The 15,945-nt window shown below is 42.5% G+C and carries 13 protein-coding genes and 1 tRNA gene; 9 read left to right on the top strand and 5 right to left on the bottom strand.

Going from position 1 to position 15,945, the window contains the following annotated elements:
* Nucleotides 1-96: 96 nt before the first annotated feature.
* Entirely contained in the window at nucleotides 97-2,181 is a 2,085-nt protein-coding gene (locus ACQ86K_RS26440; protein ID WP_218134396.1) for a beta-galactosidase, read from the top strand.
* Here the strand turns inward: ACQ86K_RS26440 and ACQ86K_RS26435 are convergent.
* The 4 genes from ACQ86K_RS26435 to ACQ86K_RS26420 all read right to left on the bottom strand — a co-directional run bounded on the left by ACQ86K_RS26435 (nucleotide 2,178) and on the right by ACQ86K_RS26420 (nucleotide 4,804).
* Nucleotides 2,178-2,549, bottom strand: coding sequence for a hypothetical protein (locus ACQ86K_RS26435; RefSeq protein WP_091165454.1), 372 nt, complete (start codon nucleotides 2,547-2,549; stop codon nucleotides 2,178-2,180). The genes ACQ86K_RS26440 and ACQ86K_RS26435 overlap by 4 nt on opposite strands.
* Nucleotides 2,550-2,753: 204 nt before the next feature.
* Complete coding sequence (locus ACQ86K_RS26430; RefSeq protein WP_431199077.1) at nucleotides 2,754-3,263, bottom strand: sensor histidine kinase; 510 nt, start codon at nucleotides 3,261-3,263, stop codon at nucleotides 2,754-2,756.
* Between the two features lie 38 nt (nucleotides 3,264-3,301).
* Nucleotides 3,302-4,120, bottom strand: a complete 819-nt coding sequence (locus ACQ86K_RS26425; RefSeq protein ID WP_431199076.1) for a HAMP domain-containing protein — start codon at nucleotides 4,118-4,120, stop codon at nucleotides 3,302-3,304.
* On the bottom strand, nucleotides 4,121-4,804 hold the full coding sequence (locus ACQ86K_RS26420; protein ID WP_091165466.1) for a response regulator transcription factor: 684 nt from the start codon (nucleotides 4,802-4,804) through the stop codon (nucleotides 4,121-4,123). It lies immediately after the preceding gene.
* Nucleotides 4,805-5,180: 376 nt separating this feature from the next.
* Between ACQ86K_RS26420 and ACQ86K_RS26415 the strand changes: the two genes are divergently transcribed.
* Nucleotides 5,181-6,032 carry a hypothetical protein gene (locus ACQ86K_RS26415; RefSeq protein WP_431199075.1) on the top strand — a complete coding sequence of 284 codons (852 nt, stop codon included), beginning with the start codon at nucleotides 5,181-5,183 and terminating at the stop codon, nucleotides 6,030-6,032.
* 304 nt (nucleotides 6,033-6,336) lie between these two features.
* Nucleotides 6,337-7,269 (top strand): hypothetical protein, encoded by a 933-nt coding sequence (locus ACQ86K_RS26410; protein WP_431199074.1) that lies wholly within the window; start codon nucleotides 6,337-6,339, stop codon nucleotides 7,267-7,269.
* A gap of 100 nt (nucleotides 7,270-7,369) precedes the next feature.
* Here the strand turns inward: ACQ86K_RS26410 and ACQ86K_RS26405 are convergent, their stop codons facing one another.
* Nucleotides 7,370-10,507, bottom strand: coding sequence for a glycosyltransferase family 117 protein (locus ACQ86K_RS26405; RefSeq protein WP_091165476.1), 3,138 nt, complete (start codon nucleotides 10,505-10,507; stop codon nucleotides 7,370-7,372).
* Between the two features lie 213 nt (nucleotides 10,508-10,720).
* Between ACQ86K_RS26405 and ACQ86K_RS26400 the strand changes: the two genes are divergently transcribed.
* The 6 genes from ACQ86K_RS26400 to ACQ86K_RS26375 all read left to right on the top strand — a co-directional run bounded on the left by ACQ86K_RS26400 (nucleotide 10,721) and on the right by ACQ86K_RS26375 (nucleotide 15,848).
* Nucleotides 10,721-10,791, top strand: a tRNA-Gln gene (locus ACQ86K_RS26400).
* Between the two features lie 153 nt (nucleotides 10,792-10,944).
* Complete coding sequence (locus ACQ86K_RS26395) at nucleotides 10,945-11,889, top strand: ribose-phosphate pyrophosphokinase (protein WP_091166935.1); 945 nt, start codon at nucleotides 10,945-10,947, stop codon at nucleotides 11,887-11,889.
* Between the two features lie 122 nt (nucleotides 11,890-12,011).
* On the top strand, nucleotides 12,012-12,596 hold the full coding sequence (locus tag ACQ86K_RS26390; protein WP_091165479.1) for a 50S ribosomal protein L25/general stress protein Ctc: 585 nt from the start codon (nucleotides 12,012-12,014) through the stop codon (nucleotides 12,594-12,596).
* A gap of 149 nt (nucleotides 12,597-12,745) precedes the next feature.
* Nucleotides 12,746-13,306, top strand: a complete 561-nt coding sequence (gene pth / locus ACQ86K_RS26385; RefSeq protein ID WP_091165482.1) for an aminoacyl-tRNA hydrolase — start codon at nucleotides 12,746-12,748, stop codon at nucleotides 13,304-13,306.
* Between the two features lie 104 nt (nucleotides 13,307-13,410).
* On the top strand, nucleotides 13,411-14,145 hold the full coding sequence (locus ACQ86K_RS26380; protein ID WP_431199073.1) for a carboxypeptidase-like regulatory domain-containing protein: 735 nt from the start codon (nucleotides 13,411-13,413) through the stop codon (nucleotides 14,143-14,145).
* Nucleotides 14,146-14,255: 110 nt separating this feature from the next.
* Nucleotides 14,256-15,848: an outer membrane beta-barrel family protein gene (locus tag ACQ86K_RS26375; protein ID WP_431199072.1), complete on the top strand. Its 1,593-nt coding sequence runs from the start codon at nucleotides 14,256-14,258 to the stop codon at nucleotides 15,846-15,848.
* Nucleotides 15,849-15,945: the final 97 nt, after the last annotated feature.

Raw genomic sequence — 15,945 nt, 5'->3', positions numbered from 1 at the left:
TGTTTCACATCATAAAATATTTTGTTATTGTGTGTTAAAAACACAATTAATTCGTACTTTCATCAGCACAAGCCAGTTGTCCTAAATATCGCTTTTATGAACAAGAAATTCCTGCTGCTCTTCGTGATGCAATTACTTTTTATTGCATCTGCTTTCGCGCAATATCCTAAAATGGATAAGCTGCTTTACGGCGTAGCTTATTATGACGAGTACATGCCTTATGAAAGGCTGGATAAGGACGTGCAAATGATGAAAGCCTGCGGCATTAACGTGGTGCGCATTGCCGAATCGACCTGGAGCACGGAAGAACCACAGGATGGAGTTTTCGATTTTACTCATATTGACAGGGTATTGAACGCTATGCAAAAAGCGGGGATCCATGTTATTATAGGCACGCCCACCTATGCTGTGCCTACCTGGATGGTAAAAAAACATCCCGAGATATTGGCTATTACCCCATCGGGCCAAAACCAGTACGGGCCACGGCAAAACATGGATATCACTAATAAAGATTACCGTTTTTATGCCGAGCGTGTGATCCGTAAAATAATGGAGCATGTGAAAGATAACAAGGCCGTAATCGGTTACCAGGTAGATAACGAAACCAAATCGTACGGTACGGCGGGGCCAAACGTGCAGGCCCTTTTTGTTAACTACATGAAGGCTAAATATAAAACACTTGATAACATCAACCACATTTTCGGGCTCGATTACTGGAGCAACCGGATCAACAACTGGGACGACTTTCCGTCGATGGTTAATACCATTAATGGTAGCCTTTCATCAGAGTTTGCCAAATTTCAGCGGCAGCTGGTTACTGATTATTTAGCATGGCAGGCAGCTATAGTGCGCGAATACAAACGTCCCGATCAGTTCATCACCCAAAACTTCGACCTGGAATGGCACGGCTATTCATTCGGTATCCAACCCGATGTTGATCACTTTGCAGCAGCCAAAGCTTTAGACATTGCAGGTATCGACATTTATCACCCCAGCCAGGACAGGCTTACAGGTGTGGAGATCTCCTTTGGGGGCGATGTAGCCCGTTCCATGAAAGGCGGCAAAAACTACCTTACCATCGAAACAGAGGCGCAGGGCTTTCCGCAATGGGTACCGTATCCGGGGCAGCTGAGGCTGCAGGCCTTTAGTCATTTAGCGTCGGGGGCAAATATGGTGAGCTACTGGCCATGGCACTCTATCCATAACTCGGCCGAAACTTATTGGAAAGGTTTGCTGAGTCATGATTTTGAACCCAACCCGGTTTATGACGAGGCTAAAACCATCGGCAAAGATTTCGACAGGCTAAGCAGCAAGCTCATTAACCTGAAAAAGAAAAACGACGTAGCCATCCTGTTCAGCAACGAAGCCCTTACCGGCTTTAAAGCTTTTGGCTTTGGCTGGGGCGTGCGTACTGGCTATAATGATGTATTGCGCCAGTTTTACGATGGACTGTACCATATGAACGTAGGCTGTGATTTTGTTGACCCGACAAGTAAAAATATTGAAGATTATAAACTGCTGATAGTTCCCCTGCTATACGCGGCGCCGGATAGTTTGTTAAAGCGCTTAAACACTTATGTTAAAAACGGCGGGCACATCATTTATACCTTCAAAAGCGGTTTCGCCGACGAAAATGTGAAAGTACGCACCACCCATCAGCCGGGAATTATTGAAGAAGCCTGCGGAATTTACTACAGCCAGTTTACCGAACCCAGCAATGTATCATTAAAAGCCGATGACTGGAACCTGAAACCCGAAGATAAAAAGCTGAATACCTGGATGGAGCTCATTACCCCTACAACCGCTAAAGTATTAGCTTACTATGATCACCCGGTTTGGGGCAAGTACGCCGCCATTACCGAAAACACTTACGGCAAGGGCCTGGCAACATATATAGGCAGCTTAACCACCAGCGCCGTTACCGACAAATTATTGGCCGATGCCGTAAAAAAAGTTGGCCTCTGGGGTGCCGATCAGCAGATAGCCTGGCCTGTTATCACCAAACAAGGTGTAAACCAGGGCGGCAAAACGGTTCATTATTATTTTAATTATTCGGCAAAAGAAACCAATCTGACTTATCCGTATAATAATGGCAAAGAGTTGTTATCAGGCGATAATGTCAGTAAAAACAGCAATTTAAAACTGGAGCCATGGGCGGTTAAGATCATTGAGGTTAATTAATTATGATTGGTCTTCTTGGTTCTCCGTAGAAGGATGAGCGCTATAAGACCGATAAAGCTGAATACCCCAAGGATCCAATACCCGCTTATCTGCGATGGGTTTACCGCTTTCTGATCGGTGCTTTGTTTTACACCGGCATCGCCGCTGGGCACGCTGGCTTTATCACTGTCCTGCAAAGTACCTGTTCCGGTACCGGATACTGTAGCCGCGCCCGGTGCACCCTGGCTCGACCCGTTCCCGGCGCCCGCCCCATTGGCCTTGGTAGTTGATGATGAAGTATCTTTGGATGATTGTGCCGGCAAAGGCGCTGTAGCGCCCAATGTTAATCCCAGTAACATGATGGCCAGTTTTATTTTAAAAGCTTTCATGGTGTTTAGTTTTGATAAAGGTTGATTAAAACAATAGCTGTGCCAGTGATGGATTAATGCTAATAAAATACAATGTTGAAATAAATGATAAACAAACGGTTGAGAGCTGGCGGGAAAAAGAAATCTCCTACACCATGCTTAATTCGCTTTGCAAAGCATATAAAACACACAATATCCTCACGGGTTCGTTCGTGGCAAAACGTATTATTGGGTATTATAAACCGGCAGCATTACCCTGATCTCGGTACCTTCGCCCTCTTTAGAAACGATACCGATATTGCCCTTATGCAGCCTTACAATGTTTAGTGCAAGAGGGAGGCCTACGCCGTGCCCCTCATATTTGCCGGTATTTGAAGCGCGGAAGAATGGCTCAAATATATGTTGGACATCACTTTCCGGAATACCTATCCCCTGGTCCTTTACACTAAAAATGACGCTGTGATTTTCGGCATATACTTTAAGAATTACCGGCTTGTTTTCGGAATATTTACAGGCGTTAAGGCCAATATTACTTATGGCCAGTTGGAGCAGGTTGATGTTGCCCTGTGTAACCAGGCTATCCACATCATCGGGTAGTGATGAAAAATCAATGCTGAGGTTATTTGTCGGGATAATATGATCAACAGCTTCTTTAACCATAAACGCCAGCTCATCGGCTCTAATTTGTTCCCAGTTTTGTTTTTTACCGTCGAACCCGCTTTGTGCCAGTCCCAATAAACTGGTAATAATATCCTGCAGGCTTTGTGTGCCGGTTAGGATCTCTTTGAGGTTTTTATGCAGATCGGCCCCCGGTTGATCCAGATTTTTGAGGGAAAGTTCGGCTTCGCCTTTAATGATGGCCAGGGGGTGCGTAACTCGTGCGACGCGTTGCTGATAAAATTGTTCTGGGTTTCAAAGGCTGTTTCCAGCCTGTCGAGCATGTTGTTGAAAGTTTGGGTAAGCTCGGCTATTTCGTCTTTCCCGTTGTAATCCTCCAAACGCAAATGCAGGTTGCTGGCGGTAATGGTATTTACCTTTTTTATGATGCTGCGTACCGGCTTAAAGGTATGGTATGAAAACCGGCGACCAATAATATACACAATCAATATCGAGATCAGGAAACTGACTATCAGCACCTGCTCAAGATCATTAAGTTCACTAAGGCCCGATGGATTGGTTGCCGAAACCACAATGATAGCATCCCCCTCGGGAAAGTGGAAGATATTGCCGGCGTAAAATACATTATCGGCTTTAAATCTTGATTTTCCGTTGGCGATGATGTTATTTATTAGTTGGCGCGGAACGCCTTTCACCGTTTTGCCTTTTGTGTAAATATCAGGTTTAATGATGTATTGCTTTTCGGCTATGAGGCGTTCCAGATAGCGCTGGCGTATTTCCCGGTACACGCCAAGGCTGTCGCGATCATTCAGGTGATGGATTTGGGAGGAGATGTTTACACGGGTCTCAAGCCGTTTATAAAAATCATCGAAGGTAAACTGGTGTACAAAATAGAAAATAGCGCTACTGAATATCAATATTACCGACACTGTTAGCACCAGGAACAGTAGCGCTACTTTTTTCTGGATGCTCATTTAAGCCGCGTTATTTTTTAAAATATAACCCATGCCAATAACTGTATGGATCAATTTGTTGTTAAAATCTTTATCCACCTTTTTGCGCAGGTAGTTAATGTATACATCAACCACGTTGGTGCCCATATTAAAATCAATGTTCCAAACGTGCTCTAATATCTCAATGCGACTGAGCATGTGGTTTTTATTTTTAGCCAGAAACTCCAGCAGGCGATATTCTGTAGCTGTCAGGTCGATGGTTTTATCACCGCGTTTAACTGATTTTTCGTCGCCGTTAATTACGAGGTCGGCAATTTGGATTAGGTTTGGTGGCTGTACAAGATTGGTATTGCGGCGGGCCAGGGTGCGGATGCGGGCATTGAGTTCGGCAAGGCTAAAGGGTTTAACCATGTAATCATCAGCACCGCTGTCGAGACCTACAACTACGTTTTCGGTAGTACCGAGTGCGGTAAGCATTAATATGGCGGCATTCTGGTTGGCCTGCCGTAAGCGGCGACAAACCTCAATGCCATTAATACCGGGTAGCATGATGTCAAGAATGATCAATTGAAAATCCATTTTCATAGCCATATCCAACCCGGTTGTACCATCAAGGGCAACGCTTATTTCGTGGCCTTCGGCGGTAAGGTCGCGCTGGATAATGGATACCAGTTTGGGTTCATCTTCTATGAGCAGGATCTTCATTGTGGCAAATATATATTACGCTTAGTATAAACAATAAATAACCATGATGTTTTAGTTAAACTCCACAGGAATATCATTAAATTAAAGCGATATTAATTGTAAGCCCGGTTATGCCTATACCTTTCAACATCATTAGTAAAATAATCTGTTTTGCGCTTGTTTTTGGCTTGTTAGGATGTCATAATACAACTAAACCGGTAAACAAGCGTCCTTTAAAAAGGCCATCAAAGCAAAAGAAAAAAGCCATAAAGAAATTCAATATACCGAAGGGCAACTTATTGCTTTTTTTGATAGTGTTGGTAAGTTGCCGGCACAGCCGTTTGCTGATAAGGTAGCCTTTTATGCCGATTCTATTTTCAAAACGTTTACAAAACCTATGAACCGGCAGCTTTCTACGGCTGATTTTAAATCGTTGAAGCAAGCCATAACAGCCAAGAGAATAAGGGTAAATGCAGCGAAAAGAATATTCGGGGAATTTACAGTGGATAGTAATTGCAATTCAAACGGCTTATTTGATTCGGTTAAGCGAGGTTACGTTTATCTACAAGCCTATCATTTTATTCGTAATAAAAATAAGTTTGATGAGTTTGCAGTTGGCGTGGCGGATCGGGGGCACTGCGAGGGGGCTATGATTTATTATTTTAGAGGAAATAAGATCATAGCGAAACAAGATGGTTATTCGCGATTTGAAAGCGAACCGGAATATTTTACCAATGTAGATGGTGAAAATATTGTTTACAGGCAATATCAGTTTGCCGAAGGATCAGGCGTTGGATGGTTTAATTATTTTTTCTATAAATACGATGGTGATAAATTAATCCCGGTGTTAAATGAACTTGCCAATGGAAATGCCCAGGGGAGTTGGATAGGGCGTGTTATATGGTTAAATGCTACAGTGAAGCGAACAAATCCGTTAACGATAAAAATGGTCTATTATAATCAATTTGTTAATAAAGATAAAATAGAATTTGGACCTAACGTTATCAACGATTCAACCATGGTTAGCTATAGGTGGGATGAAAAATCAAAAACACTTATCGGGCAATACCAAAAATCTAAAATTAGTAAAGCACAGATTTTATCATATTATCTGGAGGATAATGATCTATTGTTTATTAATGTTTTTAACAGACCACTGAAGGTTGCTTTAAATAACAAAGAAAACAGGTCGTTAATATTGAGTTATCTCCGGAACGTGAAAGTTTATCAGGACACTGTTGGCAGGTAGTTAATTTTTTTGTCACTGGTCGAAGTTTAGCGGCAGCCCTGATAAATAACCACGATGATTTTAGTTAAACTCCACAGAAATATCGTTAAATTAAAGCGATATTAATTGTAAGCCCGGTTATGCCTAATCCTTCCAAAATCATCTGCAACGCAGCTTGCCTTATACTTATTTTAGGCGTATTGGGCTGCCATCATGAAAGCAAGCCAATAAATAAAAAGCGTCTTAAAAAAGCGGTTAAGCCAAAAGCAAAAGAATATGTAGAGATCAAATATACAGAACCACAACTTGTTGCTTTTTTGACAGTGTGGGTAAGCTACCTGTGCAGCCACTTGCCTATAAAGCTGCTTTTGTTGCCGATTCTGTTTATAGAAATCTAATAAAACCTGCAAATTGGAAATTGCAGCCAGCAGATTTTGCGTTATTAAAGCGCGCTACACGCATGGAAATGATAGAAGTACATGCTGCAAGAAAAATATTTGGCGAATTAAAAACTGATAGTACCTGCACAGCCAAGGGCTTGCTTGATTCTGTTAAAAAAGGGAATGTTTATTTGCAATACTATCCGTTTGACCGGGATAAAAATAAGTTTGACGAGTTTGCAATTAGAATTGGCGATGTAAGACATTGTTCCGGCTCTGAGTTGTATTTTTTTAAAGGAGATAAAATTATTGCCAAACAAGATGGTTATGGCCGAGATGATGAAGATTTAGAATATTTTAAAAATACAGACGGCGAAGCTATCGTTTATCAATTATCTGAATTTGATAATGGTTCCGGTATTTGGTGGAACAATTACTTTTTTTATAAGTATGATGATGATAAACTAATTCCGGTATTAAACGAACCTGAAAGTTGTAATGCCCAGGCATTTTGGGAATTTCGGATTTTGTGGCTCGAATCCAAAATTCAGCAAACCAATCCGCTGACTATAAAAATGGTTTATCACCAACAGTTTTATAATGACAATAACGATGTTTATTTTAATTATGGGCCAATATTTTTGAATGATTCAACCAGTATTGAATATAGATGGGACGAAAGCTCGAAAACGCTGCGCGGGCAATATCAGCAATCTAAGCTAAACAAAGCCCAAATACTGTCATACTACCTTACTGATAACGACTATCTTTTCATTAATTCACATTATAAATTGTTAAAGGTTGTATTAGCGGATGAAAAACAAAGGCCGTGGTTATTGGATTATTTAAACAAAGTCAAAAATTATTATGATCACTAAAACTGGTCGAAGTTTAGAGACAGCGCAACTTCGACCAGCTATTTACCAAAACAAAAAATGCCCGCTCAACAGCGGGCATTTACAAATATCAAGGGCCAACTTATTTCTTCCCCGTCACCCCAAATTTCTTTTCAAAGCCACTCAGCTGTGTGCTGAATTTATTGAATAGTTGCGGCTGCTTGTATTGCTTGCTAAACTCAACCAGGCCTCCTAAAATCTGCATTGAATATTGCAGGTCGCGGTTTTCGAGGTTGGTTTCACCTTTTTGGAATAGTGCGTAGCTGTAATCAAGCTGATTGCTTACATAGTCATCAACCAGGTTAGCCAGTTTGTTGCCTAACTGAATATCGTTTAAGCGGTAAGCGTTTTCTATCATATAATACTTACGTACCGCTATCTCTAATGAGTTAATAGTGGTTGGCATTACCTCGTCATACTTCTTAAGCACTTTGCGAGCCGAATCAGGCTTGCCTGCTTTGGCCAAATCATCGGCCAGGGTTGAGTAAAGCCGGGTGATGAGCGGGTAAAACATGGTCATTGATTCGTGATCAAGATAGCTGGCGTTTTTCATGTTGCCCCATTTGTATTTGGTCATCATGTTTTCATACATCTTACCGGTGTTGCTGGCCTCAAGCGGCCCAACGGCTGTATCCGGTTTTAATGGCAGTAAACGGTAAGCGAAGCCTTCGTTATACATATATTTATCCAGGCCGATCATATTACTGTTAGGTACGGTAACCGAAAAATAAATCGGTCGCTTCCAGTTGTTATGGCTCAGGATATCCATCATTGCCAGTACGTCCTTGGTAACGTAACGACCGTTAAATGTCCAGTCCATTTCAGGCGCTATTTTATCCTTATCGGCTGCTGGTACGGAGCCTGTTTTAATAACCTCATCAGCGTTAACCGTTAGTTTGAATTTATTGGTTGGCAGATAATTGGCAACATCGCCGTTATTATACTCAACCATGGCTTCCTTTTTATCGGAAGTCATAAAGTCAAAAACATCTTTTAATTCGGTAGCGCCCGGAATTTTCTGATCGCTAAAATAGATCACATCACGTACGCCTGGTTTAAATTTATCGTTTGTCATGCTGATCGGCAGTGGCTCCGACTCATTCATTTTGTTTTTCATACCGCGGATGTACCAGTCGGTACCCAGCAAGCTCAGGTTCACGATACGCACATCGGGGCGTACATTTTCCACCTCCTGTATATACCAAAGCGGGTAAGTATCATTATCGCCATAGGTAAACAAAATAGCATTTGGCGCACATGAGTTCAGGTAGTTATAAGCCATATCATGCGGGGTGAGCTTGGTTGAGCGGTCATGATCGTCCCATTCCTGGTTGGCCATTAGTAAAGGTGCAGCAGCAAGGCAAACTACTGTAGAAATGATTGCACTCACTCTTGCATTAAGCTTTTTGCTCAGCACATCGGCAATACCAATTACGCCAAGGCCTATCCATATTGCAAAAGCATAGAAAGAACCGGCATATGCATAGTCACGTTCGCGGGGCTGCAGCGGATCCTGGTTAAGGTAAAGCACGATGGCCAAACCGGTGCAAACAAACAGGATGGCAACAACACCGGCTTCGCGCTGATTGCGTGCAAAGTGAAACACCGCACCAAATAGACCTATGATAAGTGGTAAAAAGAACAGGCGGTTATAGCTTTTGCTTTGGGTAACCGAATAGGGCAGGGGCTTATTAAAATTCCATCCGCTAATCCATTCGCCGTCGGCGCCTGAATTTAAGCTTTGACCATCGAGGTCATTGGCGCGGCCTGCAAAGTTCCACAGGAAATAGCGGGTATACATTTGGTTGATCTGCCATTTGGCAAAAAAACTGATGTTTGAGCCAAAGGTTGGGTGTTCGCTTTCACCGAGACCAGTCCACTCACGGTAAAACTCCGGATGGCCGGGCTTATCGCTAAACATCCGCGGAAATATGGTATTACGGTCATAAACGGTATTCAATTTTTTACCGGCAACTTCGTATTTGGTTGCTCCGCGGCGGTAAATATTAGCGCCTTCGGTTTGAGCCGTAGCTTCCGAATCAAAAAACTGCCCGTATAATAACGGGGTATCGCCGTACTGATCGCGGTTAAGGTAGCTGTTTAAGGCAAAGGCATTTTCAGGGTCGCTATTATTCAGGTTAGGGTTAGCCTTTGCACGTACCACAATCATTACAAATGAGCTGTAGCCAAACAGGATAAACAGCAGGCAGATCAAAAAGCTGTTGAGCGCGAAGCGTTTTTCGCGGATCTTTACTACATACTCTAACAAGGCTAAAACTGCTCCGCTTACTATCAGGCCAATAATGCCACCGCTTATGCCTAATATCAATACAAAGCATACGGCCGCTAAAATAATGGCAGGTTTAACAGGATTTATAGTATAGTAAATGCCTGCAACAATGGTAATAATGAGCAGTACAAAAAACACTACTGCCCCGCTGCCAAAACCCATGCCCAGGGTGTTTACAAAAAGCAGGTCGGAAAAAGCCGCGCCTTTTACGGTGTATTGTATCACTCCCCAAAGTACAAAGGCCAGGGCCACCACGCTTGCCAAAAAGGTAAGCAATGTTCCCTTTGTAGTAACATTTTTTACCCTGCGGAAATAGATCACCAAACCGATAGCCGGGATCACCAGTAAGTTTAATAAGTGAATACCGATGGAAAGGCCCATTACATAGGCGATAAAAACTATCCATCTGTCGGCATGAGGCTCATCGGCGTGAGCGTCCCACTTTAATATCGCCCAAAATACTACAGCGGTACAAAGTGATGATTGTGCGTAAACTTCCGATTCAACCGCCGAAAACCAAAAGGTATCCGACCATGCATAGGCTAATGCGCCTACAAGGCCCGAACCTATGATCAGGATGAGATTGGTAACATTAAGCTGTTCCTGTGTTTTAACCAACAGTTTTTTGGCAAGGGCGGTAATGGTCCAAAACAGGAACATGATGGTAGCGCCGCTGGCCAGGGCCGATGCCATATTGGCCCAATAAGCAACTTTGGTATTATCGCCCATGGATAGCAGGGTAAATACCTTGCCAATGATGGTAAACAGGGGCGCGCCGGGCTGGTGGGCTACCTGTAAGCGATAGATACAGGCTATAAATTCGCCGCAATCCCAAAAGCTTGATGATGGCTCAAGGGTTAAAATGTAAGTTACCGTGGCAATGATAAAGGCCACCCAGCCAAATATATTGTTGAGTTTTTTGTAATTCATGTTCGGATGCTATCTAAAAAACAGGTTTAAAGCAGCCGAAAATAATAAAACTATTGGGATGTTGCCATTAAAAGAGGCGTTTTGAGGCGCATTTGTATTTTATTTTACTGTGTTTGAGTTGATAATAAACTTTTTTAAAATTCTATTTTGAGAATCAAATATTCGCGCTATATTTGCATTCCTTTTCGGGGAGTAAAACAAACCAAAGGAGATTGCCTGATAGTATAATGGTAGTACGACGGTTTTTGGTACCGTTTGTCTAGGTTCGAATCCTGGTCGGGCAACAATAAAATTCGGATTTCGGATTTTCAATTTCGGATTTATTCTGATTGGAAAACTTGAAATCCGAATTGTGTTTTATGACGGTTGTATTTGTAAAAGATCAACGGTGGAAGACAGGTAAATCCGAAATCGAACATCCCAAATCCAAAATCAAAATGCCCTTACAATTTAACCCGGTTAAATTATTTTCAGGATCAGGTTCGCAGGAGCTTGCGCATCTTATAGCTGATGCTTATGGTCGTGAGTTAGGTGAAGTTGTGATATCGCGTTTTAGCGATGGCGAATACCAGCCGCATTTTAACGAATCTGTAAGGGGATGTGATGTTTTCCTGATCCAGTCAACTCACCAGCCAACCGATAATTTAATGGAGTTACTCATGATGATTGATGCCGCCCGCCGTGCATCAGCCCACTATGTAAACGCCGTTATACCTTACTTTGGTTTGGCCCGTCAGGACAGGAAAGATAAGCCCCGTGTTGCCATTGGTGCAAAGCTGGTAGCTAACCTGTTGGTTGCAGCCGGTATTAACCGCATCATGACCATGGATTTGCACGCAGCGCAGATCCAGGGATTTTTTGACGTGCCGGTTGATCACCTGGATGCTTCTATCATTTTTGTACCTTATATTAAAAGCCTTGGTTTAGGTCACCTTACTATTGCATCGCCTGATATGGGCGGTTCATACAGGGCTCGGAGCTTTGCCAAGTTCTTTAATGCCGAAGTGGTAATTTGCGATAAACGACGTAAACGCGCTAACGAAATTGAAGCCATGACGCTGATAGGTGATGTTACCGATCAGGACATAGTACTGATTGATGACATTTGCGATACCGCAGGTACGTTAGCGAAAGCAGCCGGATTGATCATGGAGCGTGGTGCACGCAGCGTACGCGCGGTTTGTACACATCCGGTATTATCAGGTAAGGCTTATGAAACTATCGAAAACTCGGCATTAACCGAACTGATAGTTACAGATACAATCCCGCTTAAACAAAGCAGCCCTAAAATAAGGGTGCTTTCAACCGCCGAGCTGTTTGCAAAAGCGATAAGCAACGTAAACGAACACGGTTCGATAAGTACCTTGTTTAAGGTGGATTAGTTTTAAGTCCATAGTCAGTGGTCGATAGTCCATGGCTGTGGTTGATTGGTTAGAATAAAAATAAATCCATGGTCTATTGACTATCGACCATGGGCTACAAATAAATAAACAAATAAATAAAAATGAAATCAATTGCTATTAGCGGTTCTCTAAGAGAGAACGTAGGGAAAAGAGACGCAAAAGAGCTGCGTTACAATGGCCAGGTGCCTGCAGTTCTTTATGGTGGTGCTACCCAGACCCACTTTTCTGTGTCCGCAGCTGATTTGAGAGCCGTAGTTTACACTCCGGTTGTTCATTTCATCGATCTGGAAATCGCCGGTGTTAAATCACAAGCTATCATCAAAGACATCCAGTTCCACCCACTAACTGAAAAAATCACTCACATTGACTTTTTATTGTTAGATGAGAAAAAACCTATCACCATCGAGATCCCAGTTAAATTAACCGGTACTTCTCCAGGTGTTAAAGTAGGTGGTAAACTGGTTCAAAAATTAAGGAAACTGCGTATCAAAGCGCTTCCTAAAGATCATCTTGATGCTATTGAAGTAAGCATCGAATCTCTTGAAGTTGGTAAATCAGTAAAAGTATCTGATATTAAATTAGATAACTTAGTGATCACCAACGCTAAAGAAGATACCATTGTTTCTGTAACTACCTCACGTGCATTACGTCAGGCAGAGCAGGAAGCAGCTCAAGGTAAAAAATAAGCTCCCTAACCCCCTGAAGGGGGAGCAGGAGTTGAATTTAAAAACAGCGATAGAGTAATTTCTATCGCTGTTTTTGTTTGAGCAATAAATAATATCTTCGCATTAAAATTTAAGCTAATCAAAAATTCCCCTTTAGGGGGCCAGGGGGCATGAAATATTTAATTGTAGGTTTAGGGAATATTGGTCCGGAGTATGTAGATACCCGGCATAATATCGGTTTTATGGTGTTGGATGAACTGGCCAGGCAAGAGGGAGCGAGGTTTCAAAACTCGCGGCTTGCTTATTATACCGAGGTATCGTTCAAAAGCCGTACGCTTTGCCTCATTAAACCTACTACCTATATGAACCTGAGCGGAAAAGCCCTGAGCTACTGGATGAAAGACCTGAAAATTCCGGTGGGGAATGTTTTAGTTATCGTGGATGACCTTGCCTTGCCGCTGGGTACCTTACGCTTAAAACCCAAAGGCAGCGCCGCCGGGCATAACGGCCTTAAAAATATTGAAGAGGTGCTTGGCAACAATAACTACGCACGCCTGCGTTTTGGCATTGGTGATAATTACCCCAAAGGCCGGCAGGTTGATTTTGTGCTGAGCCCGTTTGATAAAGACGAACAGCCCGAACTGCCTGCATTGATCGATCGTTCGATAGAAATGGTGAAGAGTTTTGCAACTATTGGAACCGAACTTACCATGACTCGTTATAATAAGTAACAACGTCGTTACAAACTAATATTTTAGTTAAAATTCCGTTCAAATCGTAATTCGCGTTGTAACGCGCGGGTGTGTACTTACGTCTTGTAAACCTAAATAACCTTATGAAACAAATCCTGCTAACGGTACTTTGCTGTTGCTTATCTATACTCTTATTCGCTCAAACAAAAACTTCCGTTGCTCCGGCAGTTCCTAATATTATTGTAAAAGGCATCATCATTGATTCGGCTGTAAATAAACCCATGGGGTATGTTACCGTTGCGCTCCAGGATGCCGCAACCAAAGCCCCGGTAAAAAGTACGCTTGCTAAAGACGATGGCAGTTTTGAACTAAAAGCGCCAGAAGGTAAAACTTACCAGTTAGTTGCTGTTTTTATTGGTTACGCCACCAAAACTATCCCGGTAAAACTTACAAATAATACATTTAATGCAGGCCGGATCCTGCTTTCGGCATCGAGCAAACAATTGAAAGAAGTTACCGTTACCGCCGTTAGGCCGGTAATGAAACAGGAGGTGGACCGCCTGAGTTATGATGTAACTGCCGACCCGGAAAGTAAGTCTATCACCGCGCTGGATATGATCCGTAAAGTACCTTTGTTATCTGTTGATGGCAACGACGCTATCAAGCTACGGGGTAATGATAATTACAAGATCCTGATAAATGGAAAAGAATCGGCCATGATGGCCAAGAACCCATCGGACGTGTTGAAATCTATGCCCGCTGCCAATATTGAAAAGATAGAAGTAATCACTACGCCGCCCGCAAAATATGATGCCGAAGGCCTTGCGGGGATCATCAATATCATCACCAAAAAAATGCGGACCAGGGCTATAACGTAAGTATCAATACGGGCTATAACAATGTTTTTGGCGAACGTGCAAACGTAAACGTAACTGTTAAACAAGGTAAATTCGGTTTCGCGGGTTACGCAGGCTACAACCACAGGCCCGTGCAAACTTCATCGTTTGAAAATATTACCAATTTTTATCATCCTAAATCGTCCCTTAACCAAACCGGGACAAGGGGCAATGGGGCTAACAATGTGTACGCCAGCGGTGAGCTGAGCTATGAGGTAGATACCCTGAACCTCATTACAGGTATGTATGATTTTTATAACGGTAAAGGTAAGCAGCAAAATAACCAGGTAACCAGTATTAGCGATAGTGTTGATGCTGTTACCCAGTTTTATCGCTTATTTAATTCGGGTAATAGTACATTTCATGGTGCAGACGCAGGCCTGAACTATCAGTTGGGATTTAAAAATCATAAAGATCAGTTGCTAACGGTATCATATAAATACAACAATAACAACAATGATCAAAATAACAATGCAACATCGGGTGCCGATAAAATTGGCGTTCCGCCTCCGGCAGATTATAAGCAGTACAATAATTCCGGTTCAAAGCAGCACGCTTTTCAGTTAGATTATATTCAGCCGGCAAAAATACTGACACTTGAAGCAGGCGGTAAAGGTATTCTGAGAAACAATTACAGTAATTTCCATACGGATACACTAACGCAGCCAGGTGTTTATCAAACTAATGACAGTCAAACTAACGATTTTACTTACAAGCAGAACGTTTACAGCTTGTATAACTCCTATTCGGTAAAGCTTGCCAAATGGGCCTTTAAGGGAGGCCTGCGTTTAGAACATACAACTGTTAATGCCGATTTTTCAACCACTAACAGCACCGTTCACCAGGATTATAACAATCTTATACCATCGGTATCTATCCAAAAAAGTTTAAAAAGCAGCAGCCTTACTTTAGGGTTCACCCAGCGCATCCAACGCCCGGGTATCTACCAGTTAAACCCATTTACTGATCGTACCAACCCGCAATATGTTAACATGGGTAACCCTAATTTGAAGGCCGCGGTTACCAATAACTTCGAGCTGGGGTATAGTAATTTTGCCAAAGGATCTATCAACCTGAGCACCAATTACTCGTTTGCCAATAATACAGTACAAAACCTGGCGCGGGTTGATTCGGCCGGGGTAACTACCAATACTTATGACAATGTGGGCTCTAACAAAAACTGGGGCTTTGATGCCAATATCAACTATCCTATCACCCCAAAACTAAATGTAAATGTCAATGCCGAACTTTTATTTGTTTGGCTTAAGGGCTACTATAACGGTTCGCTTTATAAAAACAGCGGTAACCAGGGACACATTTTTACTTATACCAGCTACAAATTTGACGGCGGCTATCGCGCCGGCTTAAACATTGGGTATGACAGCCGTTACGTATTGCTGCAGGGGAAGGATAATTATTATTTCTTCAGCTCTATCAGCGGTACTAAAACCATGTTTAAAGAAAAGGCCACGCTATCAGTAAACATTAATAATCCTTTCAAAAAATTCAACAAACTCGACTTCTACACCAAAACGCCCGACTTTGATACTTACACCGCTAACAACAACTTTTACCGCACCATTAACGTGAGCCTGAGCTACAAATTCGGCAGGCTTAACAGCAGCATAAAGAAAAATCAACGTGGTATTAACAATGATGACACCAGCAGCGGAAGCCGCAATTAACAACTTTAGTAACTAACCCGTTACCTGGCAGTGGCAAACGTTAAAAAGTGTTAAACGCATATTTTTTGGTGTCACGCCCGGGTATCTTAAACGTCTT

Origin of the sequence: Mucilaginibacter sp. P19 (assembly GCF_050632265.1) — a bacterium.
GTDB classification, from domain to species: domain Bacteria; phylum Bacteroidota; class Bacteroidia; order Sphingobacteriales; family Sphingobacteriaceae; genus Mucilaginibacter; species Mucilaginibacter gossypii.
Note: the sequence above shows the minus strand (reverse complement) of the source record. Positions and strands in the feature narration are given on the sequence as shown.

Coding starts and splice junctions, on each gene's coding strand:
- ACQ86K_RS26440 (WP_218134396.1), top strand. CDS start 97: ATGAACAAGAAATTCCTGCTGCTCTTCGTGATGCAATTACTTTTTATT.
- ACQ86K_RS26380 (WP_431199073.1), top strand. CDS start 13,411: ATGAAACAAATCCTGCTAACGGTACTTTGCTGTTGCTTATCTATACTC.
- pth (WP_091165482.1), top strand. CDS start 12,746: ATGAAATATTTAATTGTAGGTTTAGGGAATATTGGTCCGGAGTATGTA.
- ACQ86K_RS26425 (WP_431199076.1), bottom strand. CDS start 4,120: ATGAGCATCCAGAAAAAAGTAGCGCTACTGTTCCTGGTGCTAACAGTG.
- ACQ86K_RS26390 (WP_091165479.1), top strand. CDS start 12,012: ATGAAATCAATTGCTATTAGCGGTTCTCTAAGAGAGAACGTAGGGAAA.
- ACQ86K_RS26415 (WP_431199075.1), top strand. CDS start 5,181: ATGAACCGGCAGCTTTCTACGGCTGATTTTAAATCGTTGAAGCAAGCC.
- ACQ86K_RS26405 (WP_091165476.1), bottom strand. CDS start 10,507: ATGAATTACAAAAAACTCAACAATATATTTGGCTGGGTGGCCTTTATC.
- ACQ86K_RS26435 (WP_091165454.1), bottom strand. CDS start 2,549: ATGAAAGCTTTTAAAATAAAACTGGCCATCATGTTACTGGGATTAACA.
- ACQ86K_RS26420 (WP_091165466.1), bottom strand. CDS start 4,804: ATGAAGATCCTGCTCATAGAAGATGAACCCAAACTGGTATCCATTATC.
- ACQ86K_RS26395 (WP_091166935.1), top strand. CDS start 10,945: ATGCCCTTACAATTTAACCCGGTTAAATTATTTTCAGGATCAGGTTCG.